This window comes from Actinoplanes sp. NPDC049599 (assembly GCF_044465625.1).
Taxonomy (GTDB): Bacteria; Actinomycetota; Actinomycetes; order Mycobacteriales; family Micromonosporaceae; genus Actinoplanes.
This window is the reverse complement of record NZ_JBITLX010000013.1, coordinates 175829-199768: the sequence shown is the minus strand read 5'-3', so window position 1 is coordinate 199768 and position 23940 is coordinate 175829. Positions and strand designations below refer to the sequence as shown.

23 protein-coding genes are annotated in these 23940 nt (G+C 73.3%); 12 read left to right on the top strand and 11 right to left on the bottom strand.

Annotated features, from left to right (window positions below):
* Positions 1-723: 723 nt before the first annotated feature.
* The 5 genes from fliQ to pgsA form a co-directional block, all read right to left on the bottom strand.
* Positions 724-993, bottom strand: coding sequence for a flagellar biosynthesis protein FliQ (gene fliQ / locus ACIBQZ_RS23610; protein WP_396090689.1), 270 nt, complete (start codon positions 991-993; stop codon positions 724-726).
* 90 nt (positions 994-1083) lie between these two features.
* Positions 1084-1623, bottom strand: coding sequence for a hypothetical protein (locus ACIBQZ_RS23605; RefSeq protein WP_396090922.1), 540 nt, complete (start codon positions 1621-1623; stop codon positions 1084-1086).
* Between the two features lie 25 nt (positions 1624-1648).
* Positions 1649-2803, bottom strand: coding sequence for a glycosyltransferase family 4 protein (locus tag ACIBQZ_RS23600; RefSeq protein WP_396090921.1), 1155 nt, complete (start codon positions 2801-2803; stop codon positions 1649-1651).
* A 13-nt stretch (positions 2804-2816) separates the two neighbouring features.
* On the bottom strand, positions 2817-3722 hold the full coding sequence (locus ACIBQZ_RS23595) for a phosphatidylinositol mannoside acyltransferase (protein ID WP_396090920.1): 906 nt from the start codon (positions 3720-3722) through the stop codon (positions 2817-2819).
* Positions 3719-4357 (bottom strand): phosphatidylinositol phosphate synthase, encoded by a 639-nt coding sequence (gene pgsA / locus ACIBQZ_RS23590; protein ID WP_396090919.1) that lies wholly within the window; start codon positions 4355-4357, stop codon positions 3719-3721. The genes ACIBQZ_RS23595 and pgsA overlap by 4 nt, the downstream gene beginning before the upstream one ends.
* 266 nt (positions 4358-4623) lie before the next feature.
* Between pgsA and ACIBQZ_RS23585 the strand changes: the two genes are divergently transcribed.
* Positions 4624-6774 (top strand): elongation factor G-like protein EF-G2, encoded by a 2151-nt coding sequence (locus tag ACIBQZ_RS23585; RefSeq protein ID WP_396090918.1) that lies wholly within the window; start codon positions 4624-4626, stop codon positions 6772-6774.
* On the opposite strand, the gene ACIBQZ_RS23580 is transcribed toward ACIBQZ_RS23585, so the two are convergent.
* On the bottom strand, positions 6749-7948 hold the full coding sequence (locus ACIBQZ_RS23580; protein WP_396090917.1) for an FAD-dependent monooxygenase: 1200 nt from the start codon (positions 7946-7948) through the stop codon (positions 6749-6751). The genes ACIBQZ_RS23585 and ACIBQZ_RS23580 overlap by 26 nt on opposite strands.
* A gap of 44 nt (positions 7949-7992) precedes the next feature.
* Between ACIBQZ_RS23580 and ACIBQZ_RS23575 the strand changes: the two genes are divergently transcribed.
* Positions 7993-8583 carry a TetR/AcrR family transcriptional regulator gene (locus ACIBQZ_RS23575; RefSeq protein ID WP_396090916.1) on the top strand — a complete coding sequence of 197 codons (591 nt, stop codon included), beginning with the start codon at positions 7993-7995 and terminating at the stop codon, positions 8581-8583.
* On the opposite strand, the gene ACIBQZ_RS23570 is transcribed toward ACIBQZ_RS23575, so the two are convergent.
* A complete protein-coding gene (locus tag ACIBQZ_RS23570) occupies positions 8554-9027 on the bottom strand; it encodes an HIT family protein (protein ID WP_396090938.1) in 474 nt (157 codons plus the stop codon). The two genes, ACIBQZ_RS23575 and ACIBQZ_RS23570, sit on opposite strands and share 30 nt — an antisense overlap.
* A 151-nt stretch (positions 9028-9178) precedes the next feature.
* Here ACIBQZ_RS23570 and ACIBQZ_RS23565 point away from each other — a divergent pair, with 151 nt between their 5' ends.
* The 3 genes from ACIBQZ_RS23565 to ACIBQZ_RS23555 are packed head-to-tail and all read left to right on the top strand — an operon-like array spanning position 9179 to position 11859.
* The gene (locus ACIBQZ_RS23565; RefSeq protein WP_396090915.1) at positions 9179-10159 is read left to right on the top strand and encodes a hypothetical protein; all 981 of its coding nucleotides are present in this window, start codon (positions 9179-9181) and stop codon (positions 10157-10159) included.
* A gap of 60 nt (positions 10160-10219) precedes the next feature.
* Positions 10220-10708: a SigE family RNA polymerase sigma factor gene (locus tag ACIBQZ_RS23560; protein WP_396090914.1), complete on the top strand. Its 489-nt coding sequence runs from the start codon at positions 10220-10222 to the stop codon at positions 10706-10708.
* A complete protein-coding gene (locus ACIBQZ_RS23555; RefSeq protein ID WP_396090913.1) occupies positions 10705-11859 on the top strand; it encodes a hypothetical protein in 1155 nt (384 codons plus the stop codon). The genes ACIBQZ_RS23560 and ACIBQZ_RS23555 overlap by 4 nt, the downstream gene beginning before the upstream one ends.
* A 27-nt stretch (positions 11860-11886) precedes the next feature.
* Here ACIBQZ_RS23555 and thrS read toward each other — a convergent pair whose 3' ends face one another.
* Both thrS and ACIBQZ_RS23545 read right to left on the bottom strand, forming a co-directional pair.
* Positions 11887-13872, bottom strand: coding sequence for a threonine--tRNA ligase (thrS, locus tag ACIBQZ_RS23550; protein ID WP_396090912.1), 1986 nt, complete (start codon positions 13870-13872; stop codon positions 11887-11889).
* Positions 13873-13933: 61 nt separating this feature from the next.
* On the bottom strand, positions 13934-14848 hold the full coding sequence (locus ACIBQZ_RS23545) for an ADP-ribosylglycohydrolase family protein (protein WP_396090911.1): 915 nt from the start codon (positions 14846-14848) through the stop codon (positions 13934-13936).
* Between the two features lie 107 nt (positions 14849-14955).
* Here ACIBQZ_RS23545 and ACIBQZ_RS23540 point away from each other — a divergent pair, with 107 nt between their 5' ends.
* The 4 genes from ACIBQZ_RS23540 (at position 14956) to ACIBQZ_RS23525 (ending at position 19720) form a co-directional block, all read left to right on the top strand.
* Entirely contained in the window at positions 14956-15645 is a 690-nt protein-coding gene (locus ACIBQZ_RS23540; protein ID WP_396090910.1) for a response regulator transcription factor, read from the top strand.
* Between the two features lie 104 nt (positions 15646-15749).
* Positions 15750-17063: an ATP-binding protein gene (locus tag ACIBQZ_RS23535; RefSeq protein WP_396090908.1), complete on the top strand. Its 1314-nt coding sequence runs from the start codon at positions 15750-15752 to the stop codon at positions 17061-17063.
* A gap of 244 nt (positions 17064-17307) precedes the next feature.
* On the top strand, positions 17308-19524 hold the full coding sequence (locus tag ACIBQZ_RS23530; RefSeq protein ID WP_396090906.1) for an RICIN domain-containing protein: 2217 nt from the start codon (positions 17308-17310) through the stop codon (positions 19522-19524).
* Between the two features lie 22 nt (positions 19525-19546).
* Complete coding sequence (locus ACIBQZ_RS23525) at positions 19547-19720, top strand: hypothetical protein (RefSeq protein WP_396090905.1); 174 nt, start codon at positions 19547-19549, stop codon at positions 19718-19720.
* Here ACIBQZ_RS23525 and ACIBQZ_RS23520 read toward each other — a convergent pair.
* Positions 19714-20736, bottom strand: coding sequence for an adenosine deaminase (locus ACIBQZ_RS23520; RefSeq protein ID WP_396090904.1), 1023 nt, complete (start codon positions 20734-20736; stop codon positions 19714-19716). The genes ACIBQZ_RS23525 and ACIBQZ_RS23520 overlap by 7 nt on opposite strands.
* A gap of 10 nt (positions 20737-20746) precedes the next feature.
* Positions 20747-21517, bottom strand: a complete 771-nt coding sequence (locus tag ACIBQZ_RS23515) for a trans-aconitate 2-methyltransferase (protein ID WP_396090902.1) — start codon at positions 21515-21517, stop codon at positions 20747-20749.
* 65 nt (positions 21518-21582) lie between these two features.
* Between ACIBQZ_RS23515 and ACIBQZ_RS23510 the strand changes: the two genes are divergently transcribed.
* From ACIBQZ_RS23510 to ACIBQZ_RS23500, 3 genes are read left to right on the top strand one after another with little or no spacing between them, the layout of a single operon-like run.
* Positions 21583-22560: an aldo/keto reductase gene (locus tag ACIBQZ_RS23510; RefSeq protein ID WP_396090901.1), complete on the top strand. Its 978-nt coding sequence runs from the start codon at positions 21583-21585 to the stop codon at positions 22558-22560.
* Positions 22561-22570: 10 nt separating this feature from the next.
* The gene (locus tag ACIBQZ_RS23505) at positions 22571-22777 is read left to right on the top strand and encodes a hypothetical protein (protein ID WP_396090900.1); all 207 of its coding nucleotides are present in this window, start codon (positions 22571-22573) and stop codon (positions 22775-22777) included.
* Positions 22778-22820: 43 nt separating this feature from the next.
* A complete protein-coding gene (locus tag ACIBQZ_RS23500; RefSeq protein WP_396090899.1) occupies positions 22821-23339 on the top strand; it encodes a pentapeptide repeat-containing protein in 519 nt (172 codons plus the stop codon).
* Positions 23340-23940 lie beyond the last annotated feature (601 nt).

The window sequence follows — 23940 nt, the reverse complement described above, 5'->3', positions numbered from 1 at the left end:
GGCTGGTTGCATGGTCTATCCGCTGCCGGCTGGTTGCATGGTCTATCCGCTGCCGGCTGGTTGCATGGTCTATCCGCTGCCGGCTGGTTGCATGGTCTATCCGCTGCCGGCTGGTTGCATGGTGGGCTTGGGGGCGGGGATAACCCACTCCGGGCGGTCAGGCTTGGTCCCTGCGTGGGTCATCCCCGCCCCCAAGCCCGCCGTGGTCACCCTTTTCCCCTTCCCCGCCTGCCCGGCTGCGGGCTCCTCGCGCGATCTTGTAGCGCTGGGGTGCGGAGCTGACCATTAGTCCACAACATCCACGGATTCGCCGTCTCCAGCCCGCCCACCAGCACAAACCGCCACCACCCGGTCACCGCCCGCCACCCCGCACCACCACCCCACCCCGCACCGCCACCCCGCCCCACCCCGCCCCGCCCCGCCCCGCACCCGCACCGCCCCGCACCGCCCCGCACCCGCACCACCCCGCACCGCACCACCCCGCACCGCACCACCCCGCACCGCGCCGCACCACCCCGCACCGCGCCGCACCACCCCGCACCGCGCCGCACCACCCCGCACCGCGCCGCACCACCCCGCGCCGCGCCGCGCCGCAGATCGTCATGATGCGCTGGCGCCGCGGGTCCGGCGTTGACGGGACGTGGGGTGGCCGGCCCGCGCGGCGTGCTGGGGGTATGCGAAAGGGCCGCCCGGTGGGCGGCCCTTTCGTGGTTTGCGATTGGATCAGCCGATCAGGGTGGGGATCCGCTCGAACAGCTGCGTCGTGAACGTCACCATCTCGTGCAACATCCAGTTGCCGGAGAAGAGGATTGCCGCGCCCACGCCTACTGCCTTCGGGACGAACGACAGGGTTGCTTCCTGGATCTGGGTCACCGACTGGAACAGCGAGATCGCGAAACCGATCAGCAGCGCCGTCAGCAGCACCGGCGCGCACATCTTCGCCGCGATGGTCATCGCCTGCAGGCCCAGTTCCACGATCTGCGTGTCCGTCATGCCATCCACTTCGGGACGCGGCGGCGAGGTGGGAGGGCAGAACAGGCGTACCCCGGTTGCCGTTCGGTTCGGCCTGGCTAAAGGCTCAAGTCAGGCTGCTTCGACCGGGACCGGGGGTTCCGGGGCCCGGCGGGGTGCCGCTGACGGGGGTTCCGGGAGGACCGGTTCCACGATCTCGAAGTAGCGGGGGCGCTCGTAGCGGCGGGCCATTCTCAGCATCCGGACCAGCGGGCGGCGGCGGGCCGTCAGGGCGTCGCGGACCAGGTCGGTGTGCACCTGGCGGGCCAGCATCACGCGGCGGCTGGTTGCCACCAGTGTGCGGGTTGCCGGGTCGGCGCCGGTCAGGTGGGCCGTCTGGAGCTGGCGGGTCAGGTCGTTCTCCGCCGCCTCGCGTTCGTCGGGCTCCGCGTCCAGGGCCAGCCGCGCCGCCGCGTACAGCTCGATGAAGTCGGTTTCCTCCGCGACCACCGCGGCAGCTGCCGCGCGACGCAGCAGGTGGGCGTCCAGGGCTCGGCCTGCCGAGGCCGCGCGGACGTGCACCCGCTCGACCCGGTGGGCCGTCCAGGCCAGGTACGCCGACAGCCCAGCCGCCACCGCGAGCACACCCAGGACCCACCACATGCCGGGCATCGTAGTGCCGTTTTGTGTCGGAGAGTTACGTCCCGGACCGTGGTTCGGCCCACTCTTCGTCAAATACGCGACCGTCCGTGGCCTCGATCGCCGTGGCGTATACCTCCAGTACCCGTTTGGCTACGCTCGGCCAGTCGAAGGCCTCCACCGCGACCCGCGCCGCCGCCGACAGCTCTCTCCGGCGTTCCGGGTCGTCGAGCAGGTCGCTGAGCAGCTCGGTCAGCGCTGCCGTGTCGCCGGTCGGGAAGAGCGCGCCCGCCCGGCCGCCGTCGAGCACCCGGCGGAACGCGTCCAGGTCACTCGCGGCGATTGTCGCCCCGGCCGCCATCGCCTCGGTGAGGATCATGCCGAAGGACTCGCCGCCGGTGTTCGGGGCCACGTAGACGTCGACGCTGCGCAGCATCCGGGCCTTGTCCGCCTCGCTGACCAGCCCCAGGAACTCCACCCGCGGGTGCAGCTCGGCCGGGATGTCGTCGTACAGGTCGGCGCGGTCGCCCGGGCCGGCCACCAGCAGGCGCAGGCCGGGGCGCTGCCGGGCGAGCGTGACGAACGCCGTGCGGAGCAGGTCGAAGCCCTTGCGTGACTCGGTGAAGCGGCCCAGGAAGCCCAGCGTGCCGCCCTCGCCCGGCCAGCCCGGCAGCGGCTCGGCCGTGGCGAACTTGACCACCGCCACCCCGTTCGGGATCTCCACCGCGCCGCCGCCCAGGTGCTCGACCTGCACCTTGCGGGCCAGCTCGCTGACCGCGATGCGCGCGGTGATCTTCTCGACCACCAGCTGGAGGAAACCCTGGGCCGCCGCCAGCGCGCGGGAGCGGACCATCGCGGTGTGGAACGTCGCCACCACCGGGCCGCGCGCGGAGAGCACCGCCAGCAGCGACAGGCTCAGCGTCAGCGGCTCGTGCACGTGCAGCACGTCGAACTTGCCGCGGGCCAGCCAGCGGCGGACCCGGGCGGTCGACACCGGGCCGAAGGCGATCCGGGCCACCGACCCGTTGTACGGCAGCGGCACCGCCCGCCCGGCCGCCACCACGTACGGCGGCAGCTCGGCGTCCTCGTCGGCCGGCGCCAGCACGCTCACCTCGTGGCCGAGCCCGATCAGCGCCTCGGCCAGGTCGATGATGTGGTTCTGCACGCCGCCCGGCACGTCGAACGAGTACGGCGAGACGATGCCGATCCGCACGCTGCCCAGCCCCTCAGACCCGGGCGTTCTGGTCGAGCCACAGTCGCTGCAGCATGTGCCAGTCCTGCGGGTGCTCGGCGATGCCCAGCGCGAACGCGTCGGCCATCCGCTGGGTCGTGATCTTGACCCTGACGTCGAGCGGGCCCTCGGCGGGGTCCGGCAGCTCGATGCGGCGGATCCGGCCGAGCGAGCCGGTCGGGGTGAACCACAGGTCGGCCGCGTAGAGCGGGGCGCCGGTGCGCAGCGCCAGGATCGCGGGTCCGGCCGGCATCCGGGTGCGGCCGCCGAAGAACGTCACCTCGATGCCGCGGGCGGACAGATCGCGGTCGGCGAGCAGCGGCACCGCGTACCCCTGGGTGGCTTTTTCGGCCAGGACGTCCAGCGGCGGCCGCTGGCCGCCGGTGAGCGGGAGCACCTCCATGCCGAGTTTTTCGCGGTACGCGAGGAAGCGCTGGAAGAGCTTCTCGGGCTTGAGCCGCTCCTGGACCGTGATCATCCGGTGGTCGTGCGAGACGAGCCACGCGGCGGCCGCGTCCCAGTTGGCCATGTGCGGCAGCGCCAGGATCGCGCCCTTGCCCTCGCCCAGCACGCGGTGCAGCTCGTCGGCGTTGACCAGGTCGAAGTCGCGCAGGAAGTCCGCCCGGGTGCGCGAGGGCAGCCGGAACGCCTCCATCCAGTAGCGGGCGTACGAGCGCAGCCCGGCCCGGACCAGCTCGTCGAGCTCGGCCTCGGGCAGGCTCGGGCCGACCACCATGCGCAGGTTGCGGCGCAGCCGCTGGGTGCCCGGACCGTTGGCCTTCGCGGCCCGGTCGGCGCCGGTGTTGAACAGCGCCCGGGCGGCGGGCAGCGGCAGCGTCCGGACCAGCCGCCAGCCGGCGGCATAGCCCAGCTCGGTGAGTTGATCACGCCGGGAACTCAAGGGGTGTCCTCCGGAGCCGGAGGCGGCACCACGTCCGATTTCGCGGCGTGCACCAGCCGCTGGAAGACCGTGATGATCGACAGCACCGACAGCACCCAGAGCGCGGCCGGCAGGCCCCACTCCAGGCCGGCGGCGCCGAGCAGGCCGCCGGCACCGACGATGAGCAGGCGTTCGAGGCGCTCGGCGATGCCCACGTCGGCGTCCAGGCCGAGGCTCTGGGCGCGGGCCTTGACGTACGAGACCACCTGGCCGAAGGCGAGGGAGATCAGCGCGGCGACCATGCCGCCGTACGGGTTGCCGAGGCCGGCGAGGTAGTAGGCGACGGCGCCGAAGACGGCGGCGTCGGCGATCCGGTCCATCGACGAGTCCAGCAGGGCGCCGAACTTGCCGGACGGGCCGCGCAGGCGGGCCATCGTCCCGTCCAGCGCGTCGGTGAGCGCGGACGCCGTGACGATCACGGTGCCCCAGAAGAGTTCGCCGCGGGCGCCGAAGCCCAGCGCCCCGATCAGGACGCCGACGGTACCGGCGACGGTCACCGCGTTCGGGGTGACGCCGAGGCGGAGCAGGAGGCGGGCGGTCGGATGGAGGACGTACGACACGAGGGCGCGGGCGGGCACGCTGACGATCTTTGCCATGGCCGTCCCACCATAACGGCGCCCGGCCGAACCCCGGTAAGGCGTGCGTCACGCGTCGCCGGATCGTCATAAAGGGCCGGTTGCCGACTACTAGGGGCCGGTTGCCGACTACAAAGGGTTGCGGGGGCGATGGCGCCGGGTGTCAGATCCAAGGGCGGGGAGGTAACAGTCAGGAAACACCCCGGACTGCCCGCCCGGTCCCGAGGCAGCCGTCGGGATCAGAAAGAATGGGCGCCGACCACGGCTGCCGACAGGAGGGCGTCATCATGACGCAGAAGGTCCAGGAGAAGGGGCTCACCGCACCGGTGGTGACCGAGCCCGGCAGGGTACGCAACGTGGTGCTGGTGGGCCACTCCGGCGCGGGCAAGACGACGCTGGTCGAGGCGCTGCTCGCGGCGACCGGCACGATCTCACGCGCGGGCACGGTGGCGGACGGCACCACGGTCACCGACCACGACCCTGCGGCCGTACGGCAGCAGCGGTCCGTCGCGCTCTCGTGCGCCACGCTGGTGCACGACGGCGTCAAGATCAACCTGCTCGACACCCCCGGCTACGCCGACTTCGTGGGTGAGCTGCGCGCCGGCCTGCGGGCCGCGGACGCCGCCGTCTTCGTGGTCTCGGCGGTCGACGGCGTGGACGAGGCCACCGTGGCCCTGTGGGACGAGTGCGCCGCGATCGGCATGCCCCGGGCCGTGACGATCACCCGGCTCGACCATCCGCGCGCCGACTACGACGGCACCCTGCAGGAGTGCCAGGAGGTGTTCGGCGAGAACGTCATGCCGATCCACCAGCCCATGCTCGGCGACGACGGCGAGTCCGTCGCCGGCCTGCTGAGCCTGGTCACGCTGCAGGTGCTGGACTACTCGGCCGGCTATCCGCCGCGGGCCGGCGAGGCCGAGCCCGAGCACCTGACGCCGATCAAGGACGACCGCGACCTGCTCATCGAGGGGATCATCGCCGAGAGCGAGGACGAGACCCTGATGGACCGGTACGTCGCCGGCGACCTGATCAGCACCGACACCCTGGTGCCCGACCTGGAGAAGGCGGTGGCCCGGGGCACCTTCTACCCGGTCATCCCGGTCTGCGCCGCGACCGGCGTGGGCCTGGACGCGCTGCTGGACGGCCTGGTCAACGCCGCACCCTCGCCGCTGGAGCACGACCTGCCGGTGGTCACCGGGGTCGACGGCACCCCGCGCCCGCCGCTGACCTGCGACCCGGACGGGCCGCTGGTGGCCGAGGTGGTCAAGACCACGATCGACCGGCACGTCGGCCGGGTCTCGCTGGTCCGGGTCTTCTCCGGCACGCTGCGCCCGGAACTGACCGTGCACGTCTCCGGGCACGGCCTGACCGAGCGCGGCCACCCCGACCACGACGCGGACGAGCGGATCGCGCACATCTACTCCCCGCTCGGCGCCCAGCTGCGCGAGGTGCCCTCCTGCCTCGCCGGGGACATCTGCGCGATCACCAAGTCGGGCAGCGCCGAGACCGGCGACACCATCTCGGCCAAGGACCAGCCGCTGCTCATGGAGCCGTGGACGATGCCGGAGCCGCTGCTGCCGATCGCGGTGGTGGCCAAGACCCGCTCCGACGAGGACGCGCTGGCCAAGAACCTGGCCCGGCTCGTCGCCGGCGACCCCACGCTGCGGCTGGAGCGCAACCCCGACACCCATCAGCTGGTGCTCTGGTGCATGGGCGAGTCGCACGCCGACGTCGTCCTGGACCGGCTCCGGGCCGGCGGGGTCGAGCTGGACACCGAGCCGGTGAAGGTCTCGCTGCGGGAGACCTTCGGCGCCGGCGCGCGCGGCCTCGGCCGGCACGTCAAGCAGTCCGGCGGGCACGGCCAGTACGCGGTCTGCAGCATCGAGGTCGAGCCGCTGCCCCGCGGCTCCGGCTTCGAGTTCGTGGACAAGGTGGTCGGCGGCGCGGTGCCGCACAACTACATCCCGTCGGTGGAGAAGGGGGTCCGCGCCCAGCTCGAGCGCGGCATCGTCGCCGGCTATCCCGTGGTCGACCTGAAGGTGACGCTGGTGGACGGCAAGGCGCACAGCGTCGACTCCTCCGACGCCGCCTTCCAGACCGCCGGGGCGCTGGCCCTGAAGGCCGCCGCCGAGCAGGGGCAGATCACGCTGCTGGAGCCGGTCGACGAGATCGTCGTGCGGGTGCCGGACACCTACGTGGGCCCGGTGATGAGCGACCTGTCCGGGCGGCGCGGGCGGCCGCTGGGCACCGAGGTCGCCGAGGACGGCGACCACAGCCTGGTCCGGGCCGAGGTGCCCGCCACCGAGCTGGTCCGGTACGCGGTCGAGCTGCGCGCGCTCACCTCGGGTTCGGGCACGTTCACCCGCACGTACGCCCGGCACGAGCCGATGCCCACCCACCTGGCGGAGGCCGTCAGGAAGGAGCACTCCAGCAGGTAGCCGGGGAGGACGGCAGCTCGATGGCGTTGGCCGCCTCGGACAGCGGCCGGGTCACCCGCTCGATGAGCCGGCGCTTGAGCGGGTGGTACTTCAGCGTGCGCATCCCGTAGTTGCGGATCGCCGTCGACACCCGGCCGCCGGGCACCATGTCGCCGGCCATCTTGACGCCGAGGGCCAGGTTGCGCTCCACGTAGGGGCGCAGCCTCGCCTCGTACCGGTCGAAGGCCGCCCGGTGGTCGCCGCCCGCCGCGGCCAGCTCGCCCGCCAGCAGGTGCGCGCCCACCAGCGCCATGCTGGTGCCCTGGCCCGCGGCCGGCGACGGACAGTGCGCGGCGTCGCCGAGCAGCACGACCCGCCCGGCCGACCAGCGGGGCAGCACGACCTGGCTCAGCGAGTCGAAGTAGACGTCCCGGGTGTCGCGCAGCACCTCCAGGAAGCGCGGCACCTGCCAGCCCATCCCGGCGAAGCGGTCCGCCAGCACCTCCCGGCCCAGCCGCGGCTCGGCGGACCCGAACACCATGCCGACCTTGGCCGGCGCCCCGGGGCCGGTGGCGTAGACGAAGACCATCCGGCCGGGCTCGGTGTAGAAGACCTCCTCGCGGTCCAGGCCCAGCTCGTTCGGCACGTCGAAGATGGCGATGTGCGCGCCCAGGTGCCGCAGCGGCACCTCGCCCAGGACCATCCGGCGGGTCGCCGAGTGCAGCCCGTCCGCGGCCACCACCAGGGCGAACCGGCGGGTGCCGCCGCCGGCGAAGGTGACGTCGACGCCGTCCGGGCGCTCGGCCAGGGTGGCGATGGTGTCACCGAGGACGTACTCGACGGCGCCGGCGGTGGCGTCGTACAGGATCCGGGTGAGGTCGGTGCGCATCATTTCCAGGTCGTCGCCGCGCCGGCCCATCAGCAGGTCGGCGTCGAGCCGGGCGATCCGCCGGCCGTTGCGGTCGACGTAGGTCACGTGCCGCATGCCGGTGTCCGCGGCGCGGGCGGCGGAGTAGAGGCCCATCCGCTTGAGCACCTCGGTGGCGGCGCCGCGGATGTCCACCTTGTAGCCGCCGTCGCGCAGGGCCGGGGCCCGCTCGACGACCGTGGGCCGGAATCCGTGCCGGAGCAGCTGCTGGGCCAGGGCGGGGCCGGCCAGCCCGGCGCCGGAGATGAGCACGTCGCGATCGGTCATGCCACTACTATACAAACGTCTTATACGTTTGTATAGTACCTAGGATGGCGGCCATGGGACACCGCGAGGATCTGCTGGCCGGGGCGAAGCAGTGCCTGTTCTCCAAGGGCTTCGCACGCACCACGGCCCGCGACATCGTGGCCGCCTCGGGCACCAACCTCGGGTCGATCGGCTACCACTACGGCTCCACCCCCGCGTTGATGCAGGCCGCGATGCTCAGCGCGATCGAGGACTGGGGTGAGGCGGTGGGCGTGGCCCTGGCCACGGACGCCGCCGACGAGGCGGCGGACCCGCTGGTGCGCTACTGGCAGCGGGTGATCGGCAGCATCCGCAGCCACCGCGAGCTCTGGCTGGCCAGCGTCGAGGCGATGCTGCAGAGCGAGCACTCCCCCGCGCTCAAGGCGCAGCTCGCCGAGGGCATGGAGCAGGGCCGGCGCGGCCTCGCCGCGATGCTGACCGGCCGGGCGGAGGACACGATCGACGAGCAGACGGTACGCACGATCGGCTCGGCCGCGATGGCGCTGATGTCCGGCGTGCTGACCCAGTGGCTGACCGACCCGGCGCGGGCGCCCTCCGCGGAGCAGCTGGCCGCCGGCGTGCGGGCGCTAAGCCTCGCCCCAGGCCTTCCGCAGTAGCGCCCGGGTGTCGCCGAGCAGCTGCGGCAGCACCTTGGTGCGGCCGATCACCGGCATGAAGTTGCCGTCGCCGCCCCAGCGCGGCACCACGTGCTGGTGCAGGTGCGCCGCGATCCCGGCACCGGCCACCGCGCCCTGGTTCATCCCCAGGTTGAAGCCGTGCGGGCTGCTGACGTGCCGCACCGCCCGCATCGCGTGCTGGGTGAAGGCGGCCAGCTCGGCGGTCTCCGCGACGGTCAGCTCGGTGTAGTCGGCGACGTGCCGGTACGGGCAGACCAGCAGATGCCCCGGGTTGTACGGATACAGATTGAGCACCGCGAACACCTGCTCGCCGCGCGCCACCACCAAGCTGTCGCCGTCGTCGAGCCCGGGCGCGGCGCAGAACGGGCACCCGGCGGGCTGCTCGTAGCCCTCGGGCCGGTCCGCCCCGGAGATGTAGGCCATCCGGTGCGGCGTCCAGAGCCGGTCGAGCCCGTCCGGTTCCCCTGCGTCACTCACGGTGTCACCCTATCCAGCCACACCGGTCGCCGCCCGGTGCACCGGAGACATCGACGGCCGTCATAGAGTGGCGGTGATTGATGTGAGGTGGACGACAATGCGTGGGACGCATACCCGGCGCCGCCGAGGTGTCGCGACAACGGTGATCGTCGCGCTGCTGGTCGCCGGCGTGCTGGTGGTGAGCGTGGGCGTGCTCCGGATGCGCGGCCCCGGCGAGGCCACTGCCGCCCCGGCGGCGGCCGACCCCGGCCGCCGACCCTGGCAGGTGACCCTGGACGTGGACCAGACGGCCGGCTACGTGGTCACCGCCGGCGTCACGGACGGCGCCCGGCAGACCCTGACGGTGCAGAGCCTGGGACTCGGCGACGACCCCGACGGCACGTACGGCGGCGAGGTGACCGCGTTCCCGCCGGGCACGCTGGACGAACGCCAGTTCAGCACCGCCGAGCAGGTCAACGACTCCTGGTACCTGGCCGGCTTCACCTTCGCCGGGCACGCCACCGGCGACGCCGAACCATGGCAGGGCCCCGCGGTCGGCCGGCGGGACCCCTCCGGCATCTGGATCGTGGTCTACGCCGACACCGACCGCGCCGACGGCAAGATCGGCCGGCCGGACCTGTTCCGGCTGGCCGCGGCTGCCCGGCTGGGCCCGCCCCGCGACCTGCGGCTGCCGCTGCGACTGGGCCGCACCCTGCCCAAGGGCCTCGAACTCACCTACGTGCGGTCGCCCGACCAGCGCATCGACCGGCGGCAGGCGGCAGTGGGCTTCAGCGCGCCGGCCCGCAGACCCTCGGCCGCGGCCGTCTACACCGGACTGCCGCCGGAGCTCGACGTCGCCGTGCTGACCGGCGCCCGGGACGCGGCGTGGACGCGCACCCGCGGGACGCTGACCGGCCAGACCCGGATCGCCGGCCTGCCGGCCTGGTACGAGCCCGGCACCCGGCTGATCGTCGAGGCGGAACGCTGCGTCGTCACGGTCCGGTCCGCCCTGCCCCGCGCCGACCTGACCGGCCTGGTGGAGAACCTGACCATCGGCGACTGCGCCGACCCGGACTCCTGGATCCCGCCGCTGAGCTGACACAGCACATCCGGGCACCCCCGCGTCTGTCTTACGGGACCATTCGACGGGGAGGACCGGATGCGGTTCGAGGAATTCGCGGCGGCACGGCTACCGGCCCTGCTGCGGTACGCGACGCTGCTCAGCGGCGAGCACGAGCAAGCCCGCGACATCGTGCAGGAGGTGCTGGCCCGCGCCCTGCTCAAGTGGGCGCGGATCGAGCGCGCCGACGAGCCGTACGCGTACGTGCGCCGGATGGTGACCAACGAGTACCTGTCGTGGCGCCGCCGCCGACGCCTGCTCACCGTGCCCCTGGAGCACTCACCCGAGCCGGTCGCGGCCCCGCTCGCCGAGCACGGCGAGGAGCTGTGGGCCCTGCTCACCGCCCTGCCGCGGCAGCAGCGCGCGGTGCTGGTGCTGCGCTACTACGAGGGGCTCACCGATCCGGAGATCGGGGACGTCCTGGGCTGCGGGTCGAGCACCGTCCGGGGCTACGCCAGCCGGGCGCTGGCCACGCTGCGCGTCGAACTGCGCACCGACTCCACCAAACGTGAGGGGGCAATGCCATGAACACCATCGACGAGCTCCGCGAGGTGCTGGAACACCGGGCCGGGGTACCGGATCCGACCGGGATCATCGAGGCAGCGCGAGCCCGCGCGACGCACGTGCGGCGGCGCCGGCGGCTGACCGCCGTGGCGCTGGCCGCCGTCGTGGCCGGGGCCATTCCGGTCACGGTGGCGCAGCTGCGGACCCCCGATCCGCTGCCCGCGGCGCCACCGCCGTACCGGGAGCCGGGCGAGGCCACGCTGACCGTGCGGCCGGCGCCGGGCTTCTTCGTGCTCCGGCGCCAGATCCACGCCACCGGGCAGGACGTCGTCGTGCGGAACCTCGACTCGTCGGACCGCAGGGACGGCGGCTCGGTCACCGCCTTCGACCCGGGCACGTACGACCCGGCCTGGCTGAAGACCGGCGAGCGGATCACCGTCGGCGGGCACCCGGCGTACTACACGCTGACGGTCACCAGCCGTCCCTCCGGCCCGGCCACCGACCCGGCCGGGCGGGAGGCGATCGAGCGCAGCCGGCTGCTGGAGTCCGAGGGGGTGGCCGTGATCGGCTGGCCGGACCCGTCCGGCGCGTGGGTCGTCGTGAGCGGGGCGCGGAGCCGGGAGGACCTGCGGCAGCTGGCCGAGTCCGTGCGGATGGGGCCACCCCGGAAGGTCACCAGCCCGGTGCAGTTCGGCTGGCTGCCGGACGGGCTGCGGCTCGACTACGTCACCGCGGACGACGAGCCGGCAGGCCCGCGCTCCGTCGCTTCCTCCGCGCGGGTGGGCTTCACCGCGGAGGCCTCGCCCACGCCGCTGCAACCCGGCTCCTGGGCGGAATACCGGGACCGGGACACGGCGCTGGCGGCGGTGGTCCAGCCGAAGAACAGCCGTGGCTGGGGCGAGATGGTGGGCGGGCCGGGCGGGCCCAGCGTGCTGAGCAGCGTGCCGAGGTGGCAGACCATCGGCGGCCACCGCACCTGGTACCTGCCGGAGGGCAACCCGGACTTCGCGGTCGATTCGGGCGCGCACATGCTGGTCGAGACCGAGAAGTGCGGGGTGCTGATCACCCTCGGCGAGCCCGTGAAGATCAGTTACGCCGACCTGATCCGCACGGTGACCCAGATGACGGTCGCCGACTGCACCGACTCCGCGACCTGGACCCCGCCGCTGAAGTAGGGCGGGATCCAGGACCGGCAACGGGCCTCAGGCCGCGGACGGCCCGGTGTTGACGCGGTCGCGCACGACCTGCACCACGTGCGCGACCGCCTCGTCGACCGGTACGCCGTTGCGCTGCGAGCCGTCGCGGTAGCGGAAGGAGACCGTGCCGCCGTTGACGTCCTCGTCGCCGGCGATCGCCATGAACGGGATCTTCTGCTGCTGGGCGGTGCGGATCTTCTTCTGCATCCGGTCGTCGGAGGCGTCGACCTCGGCCCGGATGCCCTGCGCCTTGAGCTTGGCCACGAACTCGCCCAGGTAGTCGGCGTGGTCGTCGCGGATCGGGATGCCGACCACCTGCACCGGGGCCAGCCAGGCCGGGAACGCGCCTGCGTAGTGCTCGGTCAGCACGCCGAAGAAGCGCTCGATCGAGCCGAACAGCGCCCGGTGGATCATGATCGGGCGCTTGCGGGTGCCGTCTGCGGCCGAATACTCCAGCTCGAAGCGCTCCGGCAGGTTGAAGTCCAGCTGGATGGTCGACATCTGCCAGGTGCGGCCGATCGCGTCCTTGGCCTGCACGCTGATCTTCGGGCCGTAGAACGCCGCGCCGCCCGGGTCCGGCACCAGCTCCAGGCCGGACTCCTCGGCGACCCGGCGCAGGGTGTCGGTGGCCTTCTCCCAGTTCTCCTCGGTGCCGACCGACTTCTCCGGGTTGCGGGTGGACAGCTCCAGGTAGAAGTCGTCCAGGCCGTAGTCCTTGAGCAGCTGCAGCACGAAGGTGAGCAGCGAGGTCAGCTCGGCCTCCATCTGCTCCTCGGCGCAGAAGATGTGCGCGTCGTCCTGGGTCATGCCGCGGACCCGGGTCAGGCCGTGGATCACGCCGGACTTCTCGTACCGGTAGACCGTGCCGAACTCGAACATCCGCAGCGGCAGCTCGCGGTAGGACCGGCCGCGGGACCGGAAGATCAGGTTGTGGAACGGGCAGTTCATCGGCTTGAGGTAGTAGTTCGCGCCCTCCATCTCCATGGGCGGGAACATGCCGTCGGCGTACCAGTCGAGGTGGCCGGAGGTCTCGAACAGGTTGGCCTTGGTGATGTGCGGGGTGTTGACGAAGGCGTAGCCGGCCTCCTCGTGCTTGGCCCGCGAGTAGTTCTCCATCTCCCGGCGGATGATGCCGCCCTTGGGGTGGAAGACCGGCAGGCCCGAGCCGAGCTCCTCGGGGAAGGAGAACAGATCAAGGTCGGCGCCGAGCTTGCGGTGGTCGCGGCGGGCGGCCTCCTCGAGCAGCTTCAGGTACGCCTTGAGCTCGTCGCGGGTCGGCCACGCGGTGCCGTAGACCCGCTGCAGCTGCGGGTTCTTCTCACTGCCACGCCAGTACGCCGCGGCGCTGCGCATCAGCTTGAACGCGCCGATCATGCGGGTGGTCGGCAGGTGCGGGCCGCGGCACAGGTCGCCCCAGACCCGCTTGCCGTCCTTGTCGATGTTGTCGTAGTGGGTCAGCCCGCCGGCGCCGACCTCCATGACCTCGGCGTCGTCGACCTCGCCCTTGATGTCGACGAGCTCCAGCTTGTACGGCTCGGCCGCCAGCTCCACCTTGGCCTCGTCGAGGGAGCCGTACTCGCGGCGGCGGAAGGTCTGGCCGGACTTGACGATCTCCTGCATCCGCTTCTCGACCTTGGCCAGGTCTTCCGGCACGAACGGCTTGGCCACGTCGAAGTCGTAGTAGAAGCCGTTCTCGATCGGCGGGCCGATGCCGAGCTTGGCCTCCGGGAAGATGTCCTGCACGGCCTGGGCCAGCACGTGCGCGGTGGAGTGGCGCAGCACGTTGAGCCCGTCCGGCGAGTCCAGCCGCACCGGGGTCACCTCGGTGTCCAGCTCGGGCGCCCAGTCGAGGTCCCGCAGCCGGCCGCCCGGGTCACGCACCACCACGATCGCCTTGGGACCGTTGGCGGGCAGGCCGGCGGCGGCCACCGCGTCGGCCGCCGTCGTCCCGGCCGGGACGACCAGGGCCTCGGCGGAAGATGGTGCAGACACGGTGGTTCTCCTTCACGTCATGTACGGGGAATTCAACGTCGATGCTAGTAGGTGCGCCGACTCATATTTCGCGCGACGCGGCCACCCACTCGGGCAGCGGCTCCCGCGCGGCCAGCCACGCCGGAGGGATTCCCGCCACGCCGGTGCGCGCCGCGACGATCCCGCCGGCCATCGCCGCGGTGGTGTCCACGTCGCCGCCCGCGGTCACGCACGCGGTGATCGCCCCCGGATAGTCGTCCAGGTGCCGCGCGGCGACCCAGATCGCGAAGGGCACCGAGTCCTGGGCCATCGCGCGGCTGCCGGTGCCCAGCTCGTACGCGGCCTCGGCGGGGTGGGTGAGCCGCCGGGCGGCGAGCAGGCCGTCCCGTACCCGGCCGTCCGGGGTGTGCGCGGCGACCGCGCCGAGCAGGTCGGGCACGTCGCTGCCGAGCCGGGAGGCGGCCGCCACGGCGGCGGCCACGGTCACCGCCACTCCCCCGGCGATGCCCTCGGGATGGGCGTGGGTGACCTCGGCCGCCCGGGCCCCCTGGGCGGCGGCGTGCGCCAGCGAGTCGGCGTGCCAGGCGCCGAGCGGGGCCGCGCGCATCGCGGCGCCGTTGCCGGCCGAACCCTGCCCGTCGAACGCCGCGGCGGACGCGATCGGCCACGGGGTGCCCTCGCGGATCAGCCGGAGCATCACCACGGCGCCCGGGCCGTAGCCGCGGTAGGCGTCGAAGTGCCGGCCGAGCAGGTCGGCGAGCAGGTCACGGTCGAGGGTGAGCTCGTCACTGCCGGTCAGCGCCTCGACCAGGCAGCAGGCTTCCTCGGTGTCGTCGGTCCACGGCCAGGGCGGCGTGGGCAGGTCACCGCGGACGAGGTCGGCGGCGGAGTGGCCGGGGACAAAATACTGTGCGCCGAGCGCGTCGCCGACCGAGAGGCCGGCCAGGCTGTCGGCGGCGAGAGCGAGACGGGTGGCGGGAAAGAGTGTGAAAGTCATCGGTGCGGACATGCTACCGCCTCGATAAAACCGTCACTCTGAGTGATTGACGGATGCCTGTGGATGACGGATTCGGTATGGCTTGCCAAGGGCAGTACCTTCTCCACATGGCCACGGTGTTGCTCGTCGAGGACGATCACGTCGTGCGTGGCGCCATGCTCCGCTCGCTGGCCGACCGGGGACACGCCGTGCACGCGGTCGGCACCGCCCTGGACGCCCTGCGCCGCGTCGCGGCCGAGACCCCCGATCTGGTGGTGCTCGACCTCGGCCTGCCCGACCTGGACGGCTCGGACGCGCTGCGCATGCTGCGCGGCATCACCGACGTCCCGATCATCATCGCGACCGCGCGCGACGACGAGCAGACCGTGGTGCGGCTGCTGCGCGCCGGCGCCGACGACTACATGGTCAAGCCGTTCACCGGCGCCCACCTCGACGCCCGCATCACCACGGTGCTGCGCCGCGTCGGCCGGGCCAGCCGGACCGCCCAGCCCGCCGTGCACGAGGTCGGCGAGCTGCGGGTGGACATCGGCGAACGCAGCGCCAGCCTGGCCGAGCAGCCGCTGGCGCTGACCCGCAAGGAATTCGACCTGCTGGCGTACCTGGCCGCCCGCCCGGGCCGGGTCGTGTCGCGCCGTGAGCTGTTGGAGGAGGTATGGCGACAGCCGTCAGTCGGCGAGGACCAGACGATCGACGTGCATCTGTACTGGCTACGTCGGAAACTGGGCGAATCCGCGGCGAAGCCTCGTTACCTGCGCACCGTGCGGGGGGTCGGATTCCGGTTGGTGGCGCCGGACTGAGGGCGCGGCTGGCCTACGTCAGCGCCGCCACCACCACCATCGCCGCTCTCGCGTTCCTCGTCCCGCTGGGCTGGGAGCTGCGCGAGGACCACCGGGATCACGCCATGTCCGCCGCCGAGCAGCGCAGCGCGCTGGTCGCCGGAGCCATCGCGGCCGGGGCGAACAAAAAAACCGTCGACGCGGCCGTGGCCGGCGCCGGCGGCGCGCTGGTCGTGCACCCACCGGAGACGGTCAGCAACACCCGGGTCGGCGCGGACGACATCCTCGACGCCGCCAAGGGCACCGAGGCGCTGATCATCGAGGCGGACGACGGCCTGGTCCGGCTGGAGCCGGTGCGGGTCGGCGAGAAGACCTCGGTGGTCGAGGCGTTCGTCACCGACGAGGAGCTCGGCGCGGGCACCGCCCGCGACTGGTGGATCCTGCTCGGCATCATGCTGGGCCTGGTGCTGGGCTCGGTGATCGTGGTGGACCGGCTGGCCCGCGGCGCGGTGGCCTCGGTGCGCAACCTGGTGCACGCGGCGATGGCCGTCGGCGGCGGCGACCTGGGCGTGCGCATCCAGCCCTCCGGCCCGCGCGAGCTGGCCGAGGCCGGGTACGCGTTCAACCGGATGGCCGACCGGCTGGTCACCTCGCGCACCAGCGAGCGGGAGCTGGTCGCCGACCTGTCGCACCGGCTGCGCACCCCGCTGACCGTGCTGCGCCTGGACGCCGAGGCGCTCGACCCCGACGACACCCACATCGGTGAGTTCTCCGCCGCCGAGCTGGACCGGCGGCGCGGCATCCGGCGCATCCGGCAGGCCATCGTCACCCTGGAAGGCGAGGTCGACCAGCTCATCAACACCACCCGGCAGGCCGTCGCGGCACAGGTCGCGGCGCCCGAGGAGGGGCTGTGCGACGCCAGCGAGGTGGTCCGCGACCGGATGGTCTTCTGGTCCGCGCTCGCCGGCGACCAGGACCGCCAGTACCGGGTGGTCGGCGCGCACCTGCGCATCCCGGTGCCGGTGGCCCGGGCGGAGCTGGCCGCGGCGCTGGACGCCGTGCTCGGCAACGTGTTCCGGTACACCCCGCAGGGCACCGCCTTCGAGGTGGGCATCAGCCGCCGGGACGGCTGGGTCGCGGTGCGCGTCGACGACGCCGGCCCGGGCATCGACGACCCGGAGAAGGCGCTGCGCCGCGGCGAGAGCGACCAGGGCTCGACCGGTCTGGGCCTGGACATCGCGCGGCGGGCGGCGCAGGCCACCGGCGGCTCGGTGAGCCTGGACCGGGCCGCGATGGGCGGGGCCAGCGTGGTCATGCTGCTGGCGGACGCCGAGGCGGCGCCGAAACAGGTGAACCGCTTCGGCCTGGTCGGCCGGCTGGCCCGGGAACGCGATCCGGTCAAGCGCAAATGGCCCCATCAACGCACGGAGGACGGCTAGAAAACGGCCTGACCGCACCGCCCCTCGCGAAACAACCCGGACGGTACAACGATTGCTTAGATCTGCATTAAAGGCGTTCCCCTGGCGCTCGCGGCCTGGCACGCTCTACCCCGATCCCATCCGGCCTGCCGGGCCGCAGCCAGAGGCACGACCCCACACCACGGCCCCGGCAGGCCACCCCGCGGTGGGAGGTGGTCACCCCATAACCCCCTCCCACCGCGCCCCCGCAGTCCGAGGAGCTGGTTTGTCCACCCACCGACGTCCCGCGCCACGGGGGGAAGCGCCGTCCAGCCGGCGGCGGTCCACCCCCGACCGCGGACGACGACGGGCCGGCCCGCGCACCCACCGGCTGCTGCCGTTCCTGCTGGGCATCGGGATGCTGGGCATCGGCGGCGTGGTCGGGCCCAGCGTGATCAACGGCGGCTGGACCGGTGACGACGGCGGCCAGGACGGCGAGCGGATCACCTACGCCGCCAAGCCGGCCGACAACCCGGGGCTGGGCCTGGTCTACTTCGGGCTGAAGCCGGGCGGCCGGGACTCGCTCTGCGTGGGCGTCTACGAGCTGGACGAGGAGACCTGCACCCACGGTCCCGACCCGGCGCCGGCCGGGCTCAAGGTGACCCGCGACGTCGCCCCGATCACCGCCAAGGTGCCCGAGCCGGCGGAGCCCAAGCGCGAGACCGCGGCCGTGCCGCCGGATGCCGAGATCGTCCGCGACCAGGGCGGCAGTTCGCTGTCGCCCGGCGCCCCCGCGCTGATCCCGGACGCGGCGCCCGGCCAGGCCGACTTCATCATGGGCGCCCACGACGTGGCCTGCGAGGGCGACGGGCGCACCGGCAAGCGTGTCCAGGTGCTCTACCTGCACGAGTTCGGCACCCCGAGCCGCTACACCGACTTCCTCGGCTCGATGCGCACCTGGTCGGCCGGCGTCGACCAGATCTTCGACGCCAGCGCGGCCGAGACCGGCGGCTCGCGGCACGTGCGCTTCGTGACCACGCCGCAGTGCCGGGTCGACATCGCCGAGGTGCAGGTGCCGGAGGCGGCGCTGGAGTCGTTCACCGGCAACATCGACGCGCTGCAGACGCTGGGCTACAACCGTACGGACCGGAAATACCTGATCTTCGCGGACACCAACGTGTACTGCGGCATCGGCACCTTCGTCGCGGACAAGCGGCCCGGGCTGGGCAACCGCAACAACGGCGGGCCCTCGTACGGCCGGGTCGACGCGGGCTGCTGGAGCTCGGTGGCCGCGGCCCGCGAGGTCACCCAGATGCTGGGCGCCCGGCTGCAGGACTCGCCGAACTCCACCGGCGCCGGCAGCTGCACCGACGACTTCGACCTGATGTGCACCGAGGACCGGTCCGGCACGGCCCTGCGCACGGTCTGCCCGAAGAAGCACGAGAACCGCCTCGACTGCGGGCACGACGACTACTTCCACACCGACCCGCAGGCCAGGAGCTACCTGGCGGAGAACTGGAACGTGGCGCAGAGCGAGTTCCTGCTGCGCAGCGACGGCGGCGACGACATCCCCGACGCCCCGGGCCCGGCCGCGGTGGAGCCCGACGCGACCCCGCGGGCCACCCCCGCCACCGAGGCGACCAAGGCGCCCGCCCCCGGCGTGCCGGTTCCGGGCGCCAGCGGCGGTGACGCCTCCGACGGCGGCGGCGACGGTGTCCCGCCCGGTTCGGCCCCCGGCGCCGTCGCGCCCGGCGTCCCGGCCCCGACGACCGGCGCTCCCGACCCGAACGGCGCGGCCCCGGCCGCCGTGCCCACCGCCCCGGCAGCGGCCCCGGCCGTCCAGGCGGTGCTCGAGGTCCGCGAGCCCAACAGCACGTCCGTACGGCTCACCTGGAGCGCCGCGGCGCCCAAGGCCCGCTACGACGTGGAGGTGGACGGGGTGAAGATCGCGACCACCGTGGCCACCCGAGCCAAGCTGATCGGGTTGCGCCCGGACGCCAAGTACCAGGTGACGATCCGCAGCGTGAACGGCTACCTGGCCAAGGCGGCGGCCCAGTCGGCGCCGGCGGCCCGGCCCGCGGCGAACGCCTGGTTCGTGCTGACCAACTCGCTGACCGGCGGCGCGGCCGACCTGTACGCGGCCCGGACGGCGAACGGCACGCCGGTGACCCTGGGCGGCCCGGACGGCGACTCGCAGCAGCAGTGGAAGCTGGTGCCCGCCTCGGGTGGCTCGTTCTCGCTGCAGTCGCGGGCCACCGGCAAGTGCGTGGTGCCGCTGGACGGCAACCCGGTGGCGGGCGCGCCGCTCGTGCAGGGCGACTGCACGTCGGCCGACAGCGGCCGGTGGTCACTGTTCGCCACCGACCACGGCTTCAGCCTCCGCACCACCGCCGGCGGCCTGGTCGCCGGCGTGGGCAGCCAGCGCTTCGGCGCGTCCCGGCTGCTCGTCCTGCAGCAGCCGGAACAGGCCCGGCACCAGAGTTGGACAGCGGTTCCCGGCTGAGATCCGGGCGAGGGGAGTGACGATGCTGGACACGGACGTACGCGTCGATCCGGAACTGGAACCGGACGAGGACCCGGGCCGGTTCAACCGGCGCCGGGCCATCCGGGTGGTGACGATCGTGGTGCTCGGCATCCTGGCCGTGCTCGCGCTCTGGCAGGAGCCGCTCTACGCGGGCTTCCGGGGCCCCGGCTACTGAGCCGTGGCGGCGTAGTCGTCGATCTCGGTCAGCAGCCGTGACTTGCCGGCCGCCGGCAGGAACGACGCCTGCACGGCGGCGCGGGCCAGCCCGGCCACCCCGGTGGCGTCCAGGCCGAGCAGGCGGGCGGCCACCGCGTACTCCTCCTCCAGCGTGGTGCCGAACATCGGCGGGTCGTCGGAGTTGATGGTGACCGGCACGCCCGCGGCGACCAGCGTCGCCAGCGGGTGCTCGTTGATGCCCGGCACGGCCCGGGTCCGCACGTTGGAGGTCGGGCAGACCTCCAGCGGCACCTCGTGCTCGGCCAGGTAGGCCATGAGCTGCGGGTCCCGGGCGGCGGCGATGCCGTGCCCGATGCGCTCGGCGCCCAGGTCGCGCAGCGCGTCCCAGATGGTCTGCGGCCCGGTGGTCTCGCCCGCGTGCGGGACGCTGTGCAGCCCGGCCGCGCGGGCCTTGTCGAAGTACGGCTTGAACTGCGGCCGCGGCACCCCGACCTCGGGCCCGCCCAGGCCGAAGCTGACCAGCCCGGCGGGCTGCTCGTCGAGCGCGATCCGCAGCGTCTCCTCGGCGGCGCCCAGGCCGGCCTCGCCCGGGATGTCGAAGCACCAGCGCAGCTCGACGCCGAAGTCGGCGGCCGCGCGGGCCCGGGCGTCCTCGATGGCCGCGCAGAACGCCGGCGCCGCGATCCCCCGCCGCACGTGCGAGTACGGCGTCACGGTCAGCTCGGCGTATCGCACCTGCTGGCGGGCCAGTTCGCGGGCCACCTCGTAGGTCAGCGTCCGGACGTCCTCGTCGTCGCGGATCAGGTCCACCACGCTCAGGTACACCTCGATGAAGTGGCCGAAGTCGCGGAACGCGAAGTAGTCGGCCAGCGCCGCCGGGTCGGCCGGCACCGGAGTGTCACCCTCGTGCCGGGCCGCCAGCTCGGCGACGATCCGCGGCGACGCCGAGCCGACGTGGTGCACGTGCAGCTCGGCCTTCGGCAACCGGGCGATGAACGAGGTCAGGTCGGTCAACTTTCTCCCCCTAGGCGATGGTCGCCACCGCGAAGATCCGGCGGAACGGGAACGCCACGTACCCGTTGCGGGCAGGGTATTCCGCCGCCAGCGTGGCACCGAGCGCGGCCCGGAAGCCGCGCCACGCCGGTTCCGCCAGCGCGGCTTTCACCGGCCGCAGCGCGGTGCCCTCCAGCCAGCGCAGCACCGGGTGCTCGGGGCCGGAGTCGGGCAGCAGGTGCACGTACGTGGTCTCCCAGGCGTCCACCGCCGCGCCGGCGGCGACCAGCAGCGCGGCATAGCCGGCGGCGTCGTCCACGGGCGCCTCGCGCACGATCTCGCCCACGGTGTCGGCGTAGCCGTCGCTGCGGGCCAGGGCGCGCAGGGCGCGGTGCGAGGGGGCGCCGAAGTTGCCGGGGACCTGCATGGCGAACCAGGCGCCGGCGGGCAGCGCGCGGATCCACCGGTCCAGCAGCGTGCGGTGCTCGGGCACCCACTGCAGCACCGCGTTGGTGACGACCACGTCGGTGTCCGGCGCCGGCTGCCAGTCGCGGACGTCGGCCACCGCGTACTCGACCGGGGTGGCCAGGGCGCGGGCCTTGGCGATCATCTCCGGGGACGAGTCGAGGCCGGTGATCCGGGCCGCCGGCCACCGTTCGGCGAGGCCGGCGGTGAGCTCCCCGGAGCCGCAGCCGAGGTCGGTGACCGCCCGGGGCTTCTCCGCGCCGATCCGGGCGACCAGGTCGTGGAACGGGCGCGAGCGTTCGTTGCCGAACCGGTGGTACACGGCGGGATCCCACATCACAGTCCTCCAAACCGTACGTACGTCTTGTTGCAGCGTACCAGCGGCGGACTAGGCTCGGCGGCGTGGAAAATCGCAGCTTTGCCCGCATGGGCCGCACCGTCGGCGTGATCGGCCTCGGCGCCTGGCAGCTCGGCGCCGACTGGGGCAGCGTCAGTGAGGACGACGCCCTGGCCACCCTCGGCGCCGCGGTGGACGCCGGGGTGACCTTCATCGACACCGCCGACGTCTACGGCGACGGCCGCAGCGAGCAGGTCATCGGCACGTTCATCAGGGACAAGCCCCAGCTCACCGTCGCGACCAAGATGGGCCGCCGGCTGCCGCAGGAGCCGGGCAACTACACCCTCGACAACTTCCGGGCCTGGACCGACCGGTCCCGGGCCAACCTGGCCGTCGACACCCTCGACCTGGTGCAGCTGCACTGCCCGCCCACCCCGGTGTTCTCCACCGAGGCCGTCTACGACGCCCTGGACACCCTGGTCCAGGAGAAGCGCATCGCCGCCTACGGCGTCAGCGTCGAGAAGGTCGACGAGGCCCTGGCGGCCATCGCCCGGCCGGGCACCGCGAGCGTCCAGATCATCCTGAACGCGCTCCGGCTCAAGCCGCTGGAACAGGTGCTGCCCGCGGCCGCAGCGGCCGGCGTCGGCATCATCGCCCGGGTCCCGCTGGCCAGCGGCCTGCTCTCCGGCCGCTACGACGAGCACACCACGTTCAGCGCCGACGACCACCGCACCTACAACCGGCACGGCGAGGCCTTCGACATCGGCGAGACCTTCTCCGGCGTCGACTTCGGCACCGGGCTCGAGGCCGTCCGGCGGCTGCTCCCGCACGTGCCGGCGGAGGCCACCATGGCGCAGTTCGCGCTCCGCTGGATCATCGACCAACCGGCGGTCACCGTGGTCATCCCGGGCGCCCGCAACGCCGACCAGGCCCGCGCCAACGCGGCCGCCGCGGCCCTGGCGCCACTGAGCGCCGAAGCCCACGAGGCGGTCCGGTCCGTCTACGCCGAGCTGATCCGGCCGCAGGTCCATGACCGCTGGTGAGGGCGCACCGATGAAGGGCTGGCTGTGGCTCACCCTGGGCCTGCTGGGCGTCGTGCTGGGCGTGCTGTGGACCGCCCAGGGGCTGGACCTGCTGGGCGGCAGCGTGATGAGCGGCGTGACGATCTGGGCGATCATCGGGCCGGTCGTGGCGGTCGCCGGGCTGGTGCTGATCGTGCTGGGGGTCCGGATCCGGGCCCGGAGCAAGCAGCAACCCTAGGTCGGCGGCGGGGGCCGGGGCGGCTGCTCCGGGGCGTTCGACTATGTCGCGGCCTCGGCCAGACTCGGCCCAGCTCGACCGGGCTCAGCTCGACCGGGCTCAGCTCGACCGGGCTCAGCTCGACCGGGCTCAGCTCGACCGGGCTCAGCTCGACCGGGCTCAGCTCGGCTCGGCTCGGCCGGGCTCGGCTCAGCTCCGCCGGGTGACAAGTCCGGCTCTCGGGTCGCCGGCGCGGCTTGCCTGGCTCTGTCTCCTCGGGACGGACGCGCCAGGGTGCCGGCCTGACGTCGCGCTGTCCGTGCTGATGGAGGGCGCTCCTGAGCACGGTTCCACTGTGACTCCCGCGCTCGGTCATCCCGCGCGCCGGGCTGGCCTCGTCGGAATCGGCGCCACCGCGTCGATCGGGCCGGCCCGGGCTTCTCGCGGCGTGGCTGCTCCCGGCTACCTCTTGGAGCACGTAGCCGAGTGCCGACCCGCGACCCGGCGCGGGACAGCCCGCAGCCGCCACCCCGTCAGCCCACGGCCCAGCAGCCACCGCCACACGCAGCCGCACCCCACGTAGCCCCGCAGTGCCCGCCGCCGCGCAGCACGCAACGAGCCAGCGCACGGCCCACCGCCACGCAACCGGCCGCCTGCCGCCCACCGCCAAGCAGCCGCCTACCGCCACACAGCCGCCCACCTGCCGCCTACCGCCACACAGCCGCCCACCTGCCGCCCACCGCCACACAGCCGCCCACCTGCCGCCCACCGCCACACAGCCGCCCACCTGCCGCCCGCCGCCACACAGCCGCCCACCTGCCGCCCGCCGCCACACAGCCGCCCGCCCGCCGCCCGCCGCCGCACAGCCGGCCGCGCGCATCGCCATGGCCCGCGCTGCCGCCCACAACCCACCACGCCCCGCCCGCCCATAAGCCGTGCAATCTCGCACCGCCGCGGATCTCCGCACAGTCGCCCGCTCGCCCGCAGCCCGCCCCGCACCGCCACCCGCAGCCCACGGCACTGCCGCCGCTCGCCGCGGTAGCTGGGAGCAGCGAACGAGCACGGCCCGCCGTAGGAGCGACCCCCCGTGCGCGCTCCAGAGGGCGATATGGGCGATTCACCCAGGCCGTGAGTGGATGTTGTCGATTTCTGGTCAGGTCCTAACCCGTGTGCTCCAAGATCTG

Bases quoted from the DNA above. Each gene is read 5' to 3' on its own strand.
- ACIBQZ_RS23575 (WP_396090916.1), top strand. From the start codon at position 7,993: ATGGCGGCCATGGGACACCGCGAGGATCTGCTGGCCGGGGCGAAGCAG.
- ACIBQZ_RS23565 (WP_396090915.1), top strand. From the start codon at position 9,179: ATGCGTGGGACGCATACCCGGCGCCGCCGAGGTGTCGCGACAACGGTG.
- ACIBQZ_RS23515 (WP_396090902.1), bottom strand. From the start codon at position 21,517: ATGTGGGATCCCGCCGTGTACCACCGGTTCGGCAACGAACGCTCGCGC.
- ACIBQZ_RS23580 (WP_396090917.1), bottom strand. From the start codon at position 7,948: ATGACCGATCGCGACGTGCTCATCTCCGGCGCCGGGCTGGCCGGCCCC.
- ACIBQZ_RS23525 (WP_396090905.1), top strand. From the start codon at position 19,547: ATGCTGGACACGGACGTACGCGTCGATCCGGAACTGGAACCGGACGAG.
- ACIBQZ_RS23570 (WP_396090938.1), bottom strand. From the start codon at position 9,027: ATGGCCTACATCTCCGGGGCGGACCGGCCCGAGGGCTACGAGCAGCCC.
- pgsA (WP_396090919.1), bottom strand. From the start codon at position 4,357: ATGGCAAAGATCGTCAGCGTGCCCGCCCGCGCCCTCGTGTCGTACGTC.
- ACIBQZ_RS23505 (WP_396090900.1), top strand. From the start codon at position 22,571: ATGAAGGGCTGGCTGTGGCTCACCCTGGGCCTGCTGGGCGTCGTGCTG.
- fliQ (WP_396090689.1), bottom strand. From the start codon at position 993: ATGACGGACACGCAGATCGTGGAACTGGGCCTGCAGGCGATGACCATC.
- ACIBQZ_RS23540 (WP_396090910.1), top strand. From the start codon at position 14,956: ATGGCCACGGTGTTGCTCGTCGAGGACGATCACGTCGTGCGTGGCGCC.
- ACIBQZ_RS23545 (WP_396090911.1), bottom strand. From the start codon at position 14,848: ATGACTTTCACACTCTTTCCCGCCACCCGTCTCGCTCTCGCCGCCGAC.
- ACIBQZ_RS23560 (WP_396090914.1), top strand. From the start codon at position 10,220: ATGCGGTTCGAGGAATTCGCGGCGGCACGGCTACCGGCCCTGCTGCGG.
- ACIBQZ_RS23555 (WP_396090913.1), top strand. From the start codon at position 10,705: ATGAACACCATCGACGAGCTCCGCGAGGTGCTGGAACACCGGGCCGGG.
- ACIBQZ_RS23605 (WP_396090922.1), bottom strand. From the start codon at position 1,623: ATGCCCGGCATGTGGTGGGTCCTGGGTGTGCTCGCGGTGGCGGCTGGG.
- ACIBQZ_RS23585 (WP_396090918.1), top strand. From the start codon at position 4,624: ATGACGCAGAAGGTCCAGGAGAAGGGGCTCACCGCACCGGTGGTGACC.
- ACIBQZ_RS23535 (WP_396090908.1), top strand. From the start codon at position 15,750: ATGTCCGCCGCCGAGCAGCGCAGCGCGCTGGTCGCCGGAGCCATCGCG.
- ACIBQZ_RS23500 (WP_396090899.1), top strand. From the start codon at position 22,821: ATGTCGCGGCCTCGGCCAGACTCGGCCCAGCTCGACCGGGCTCAGCTC.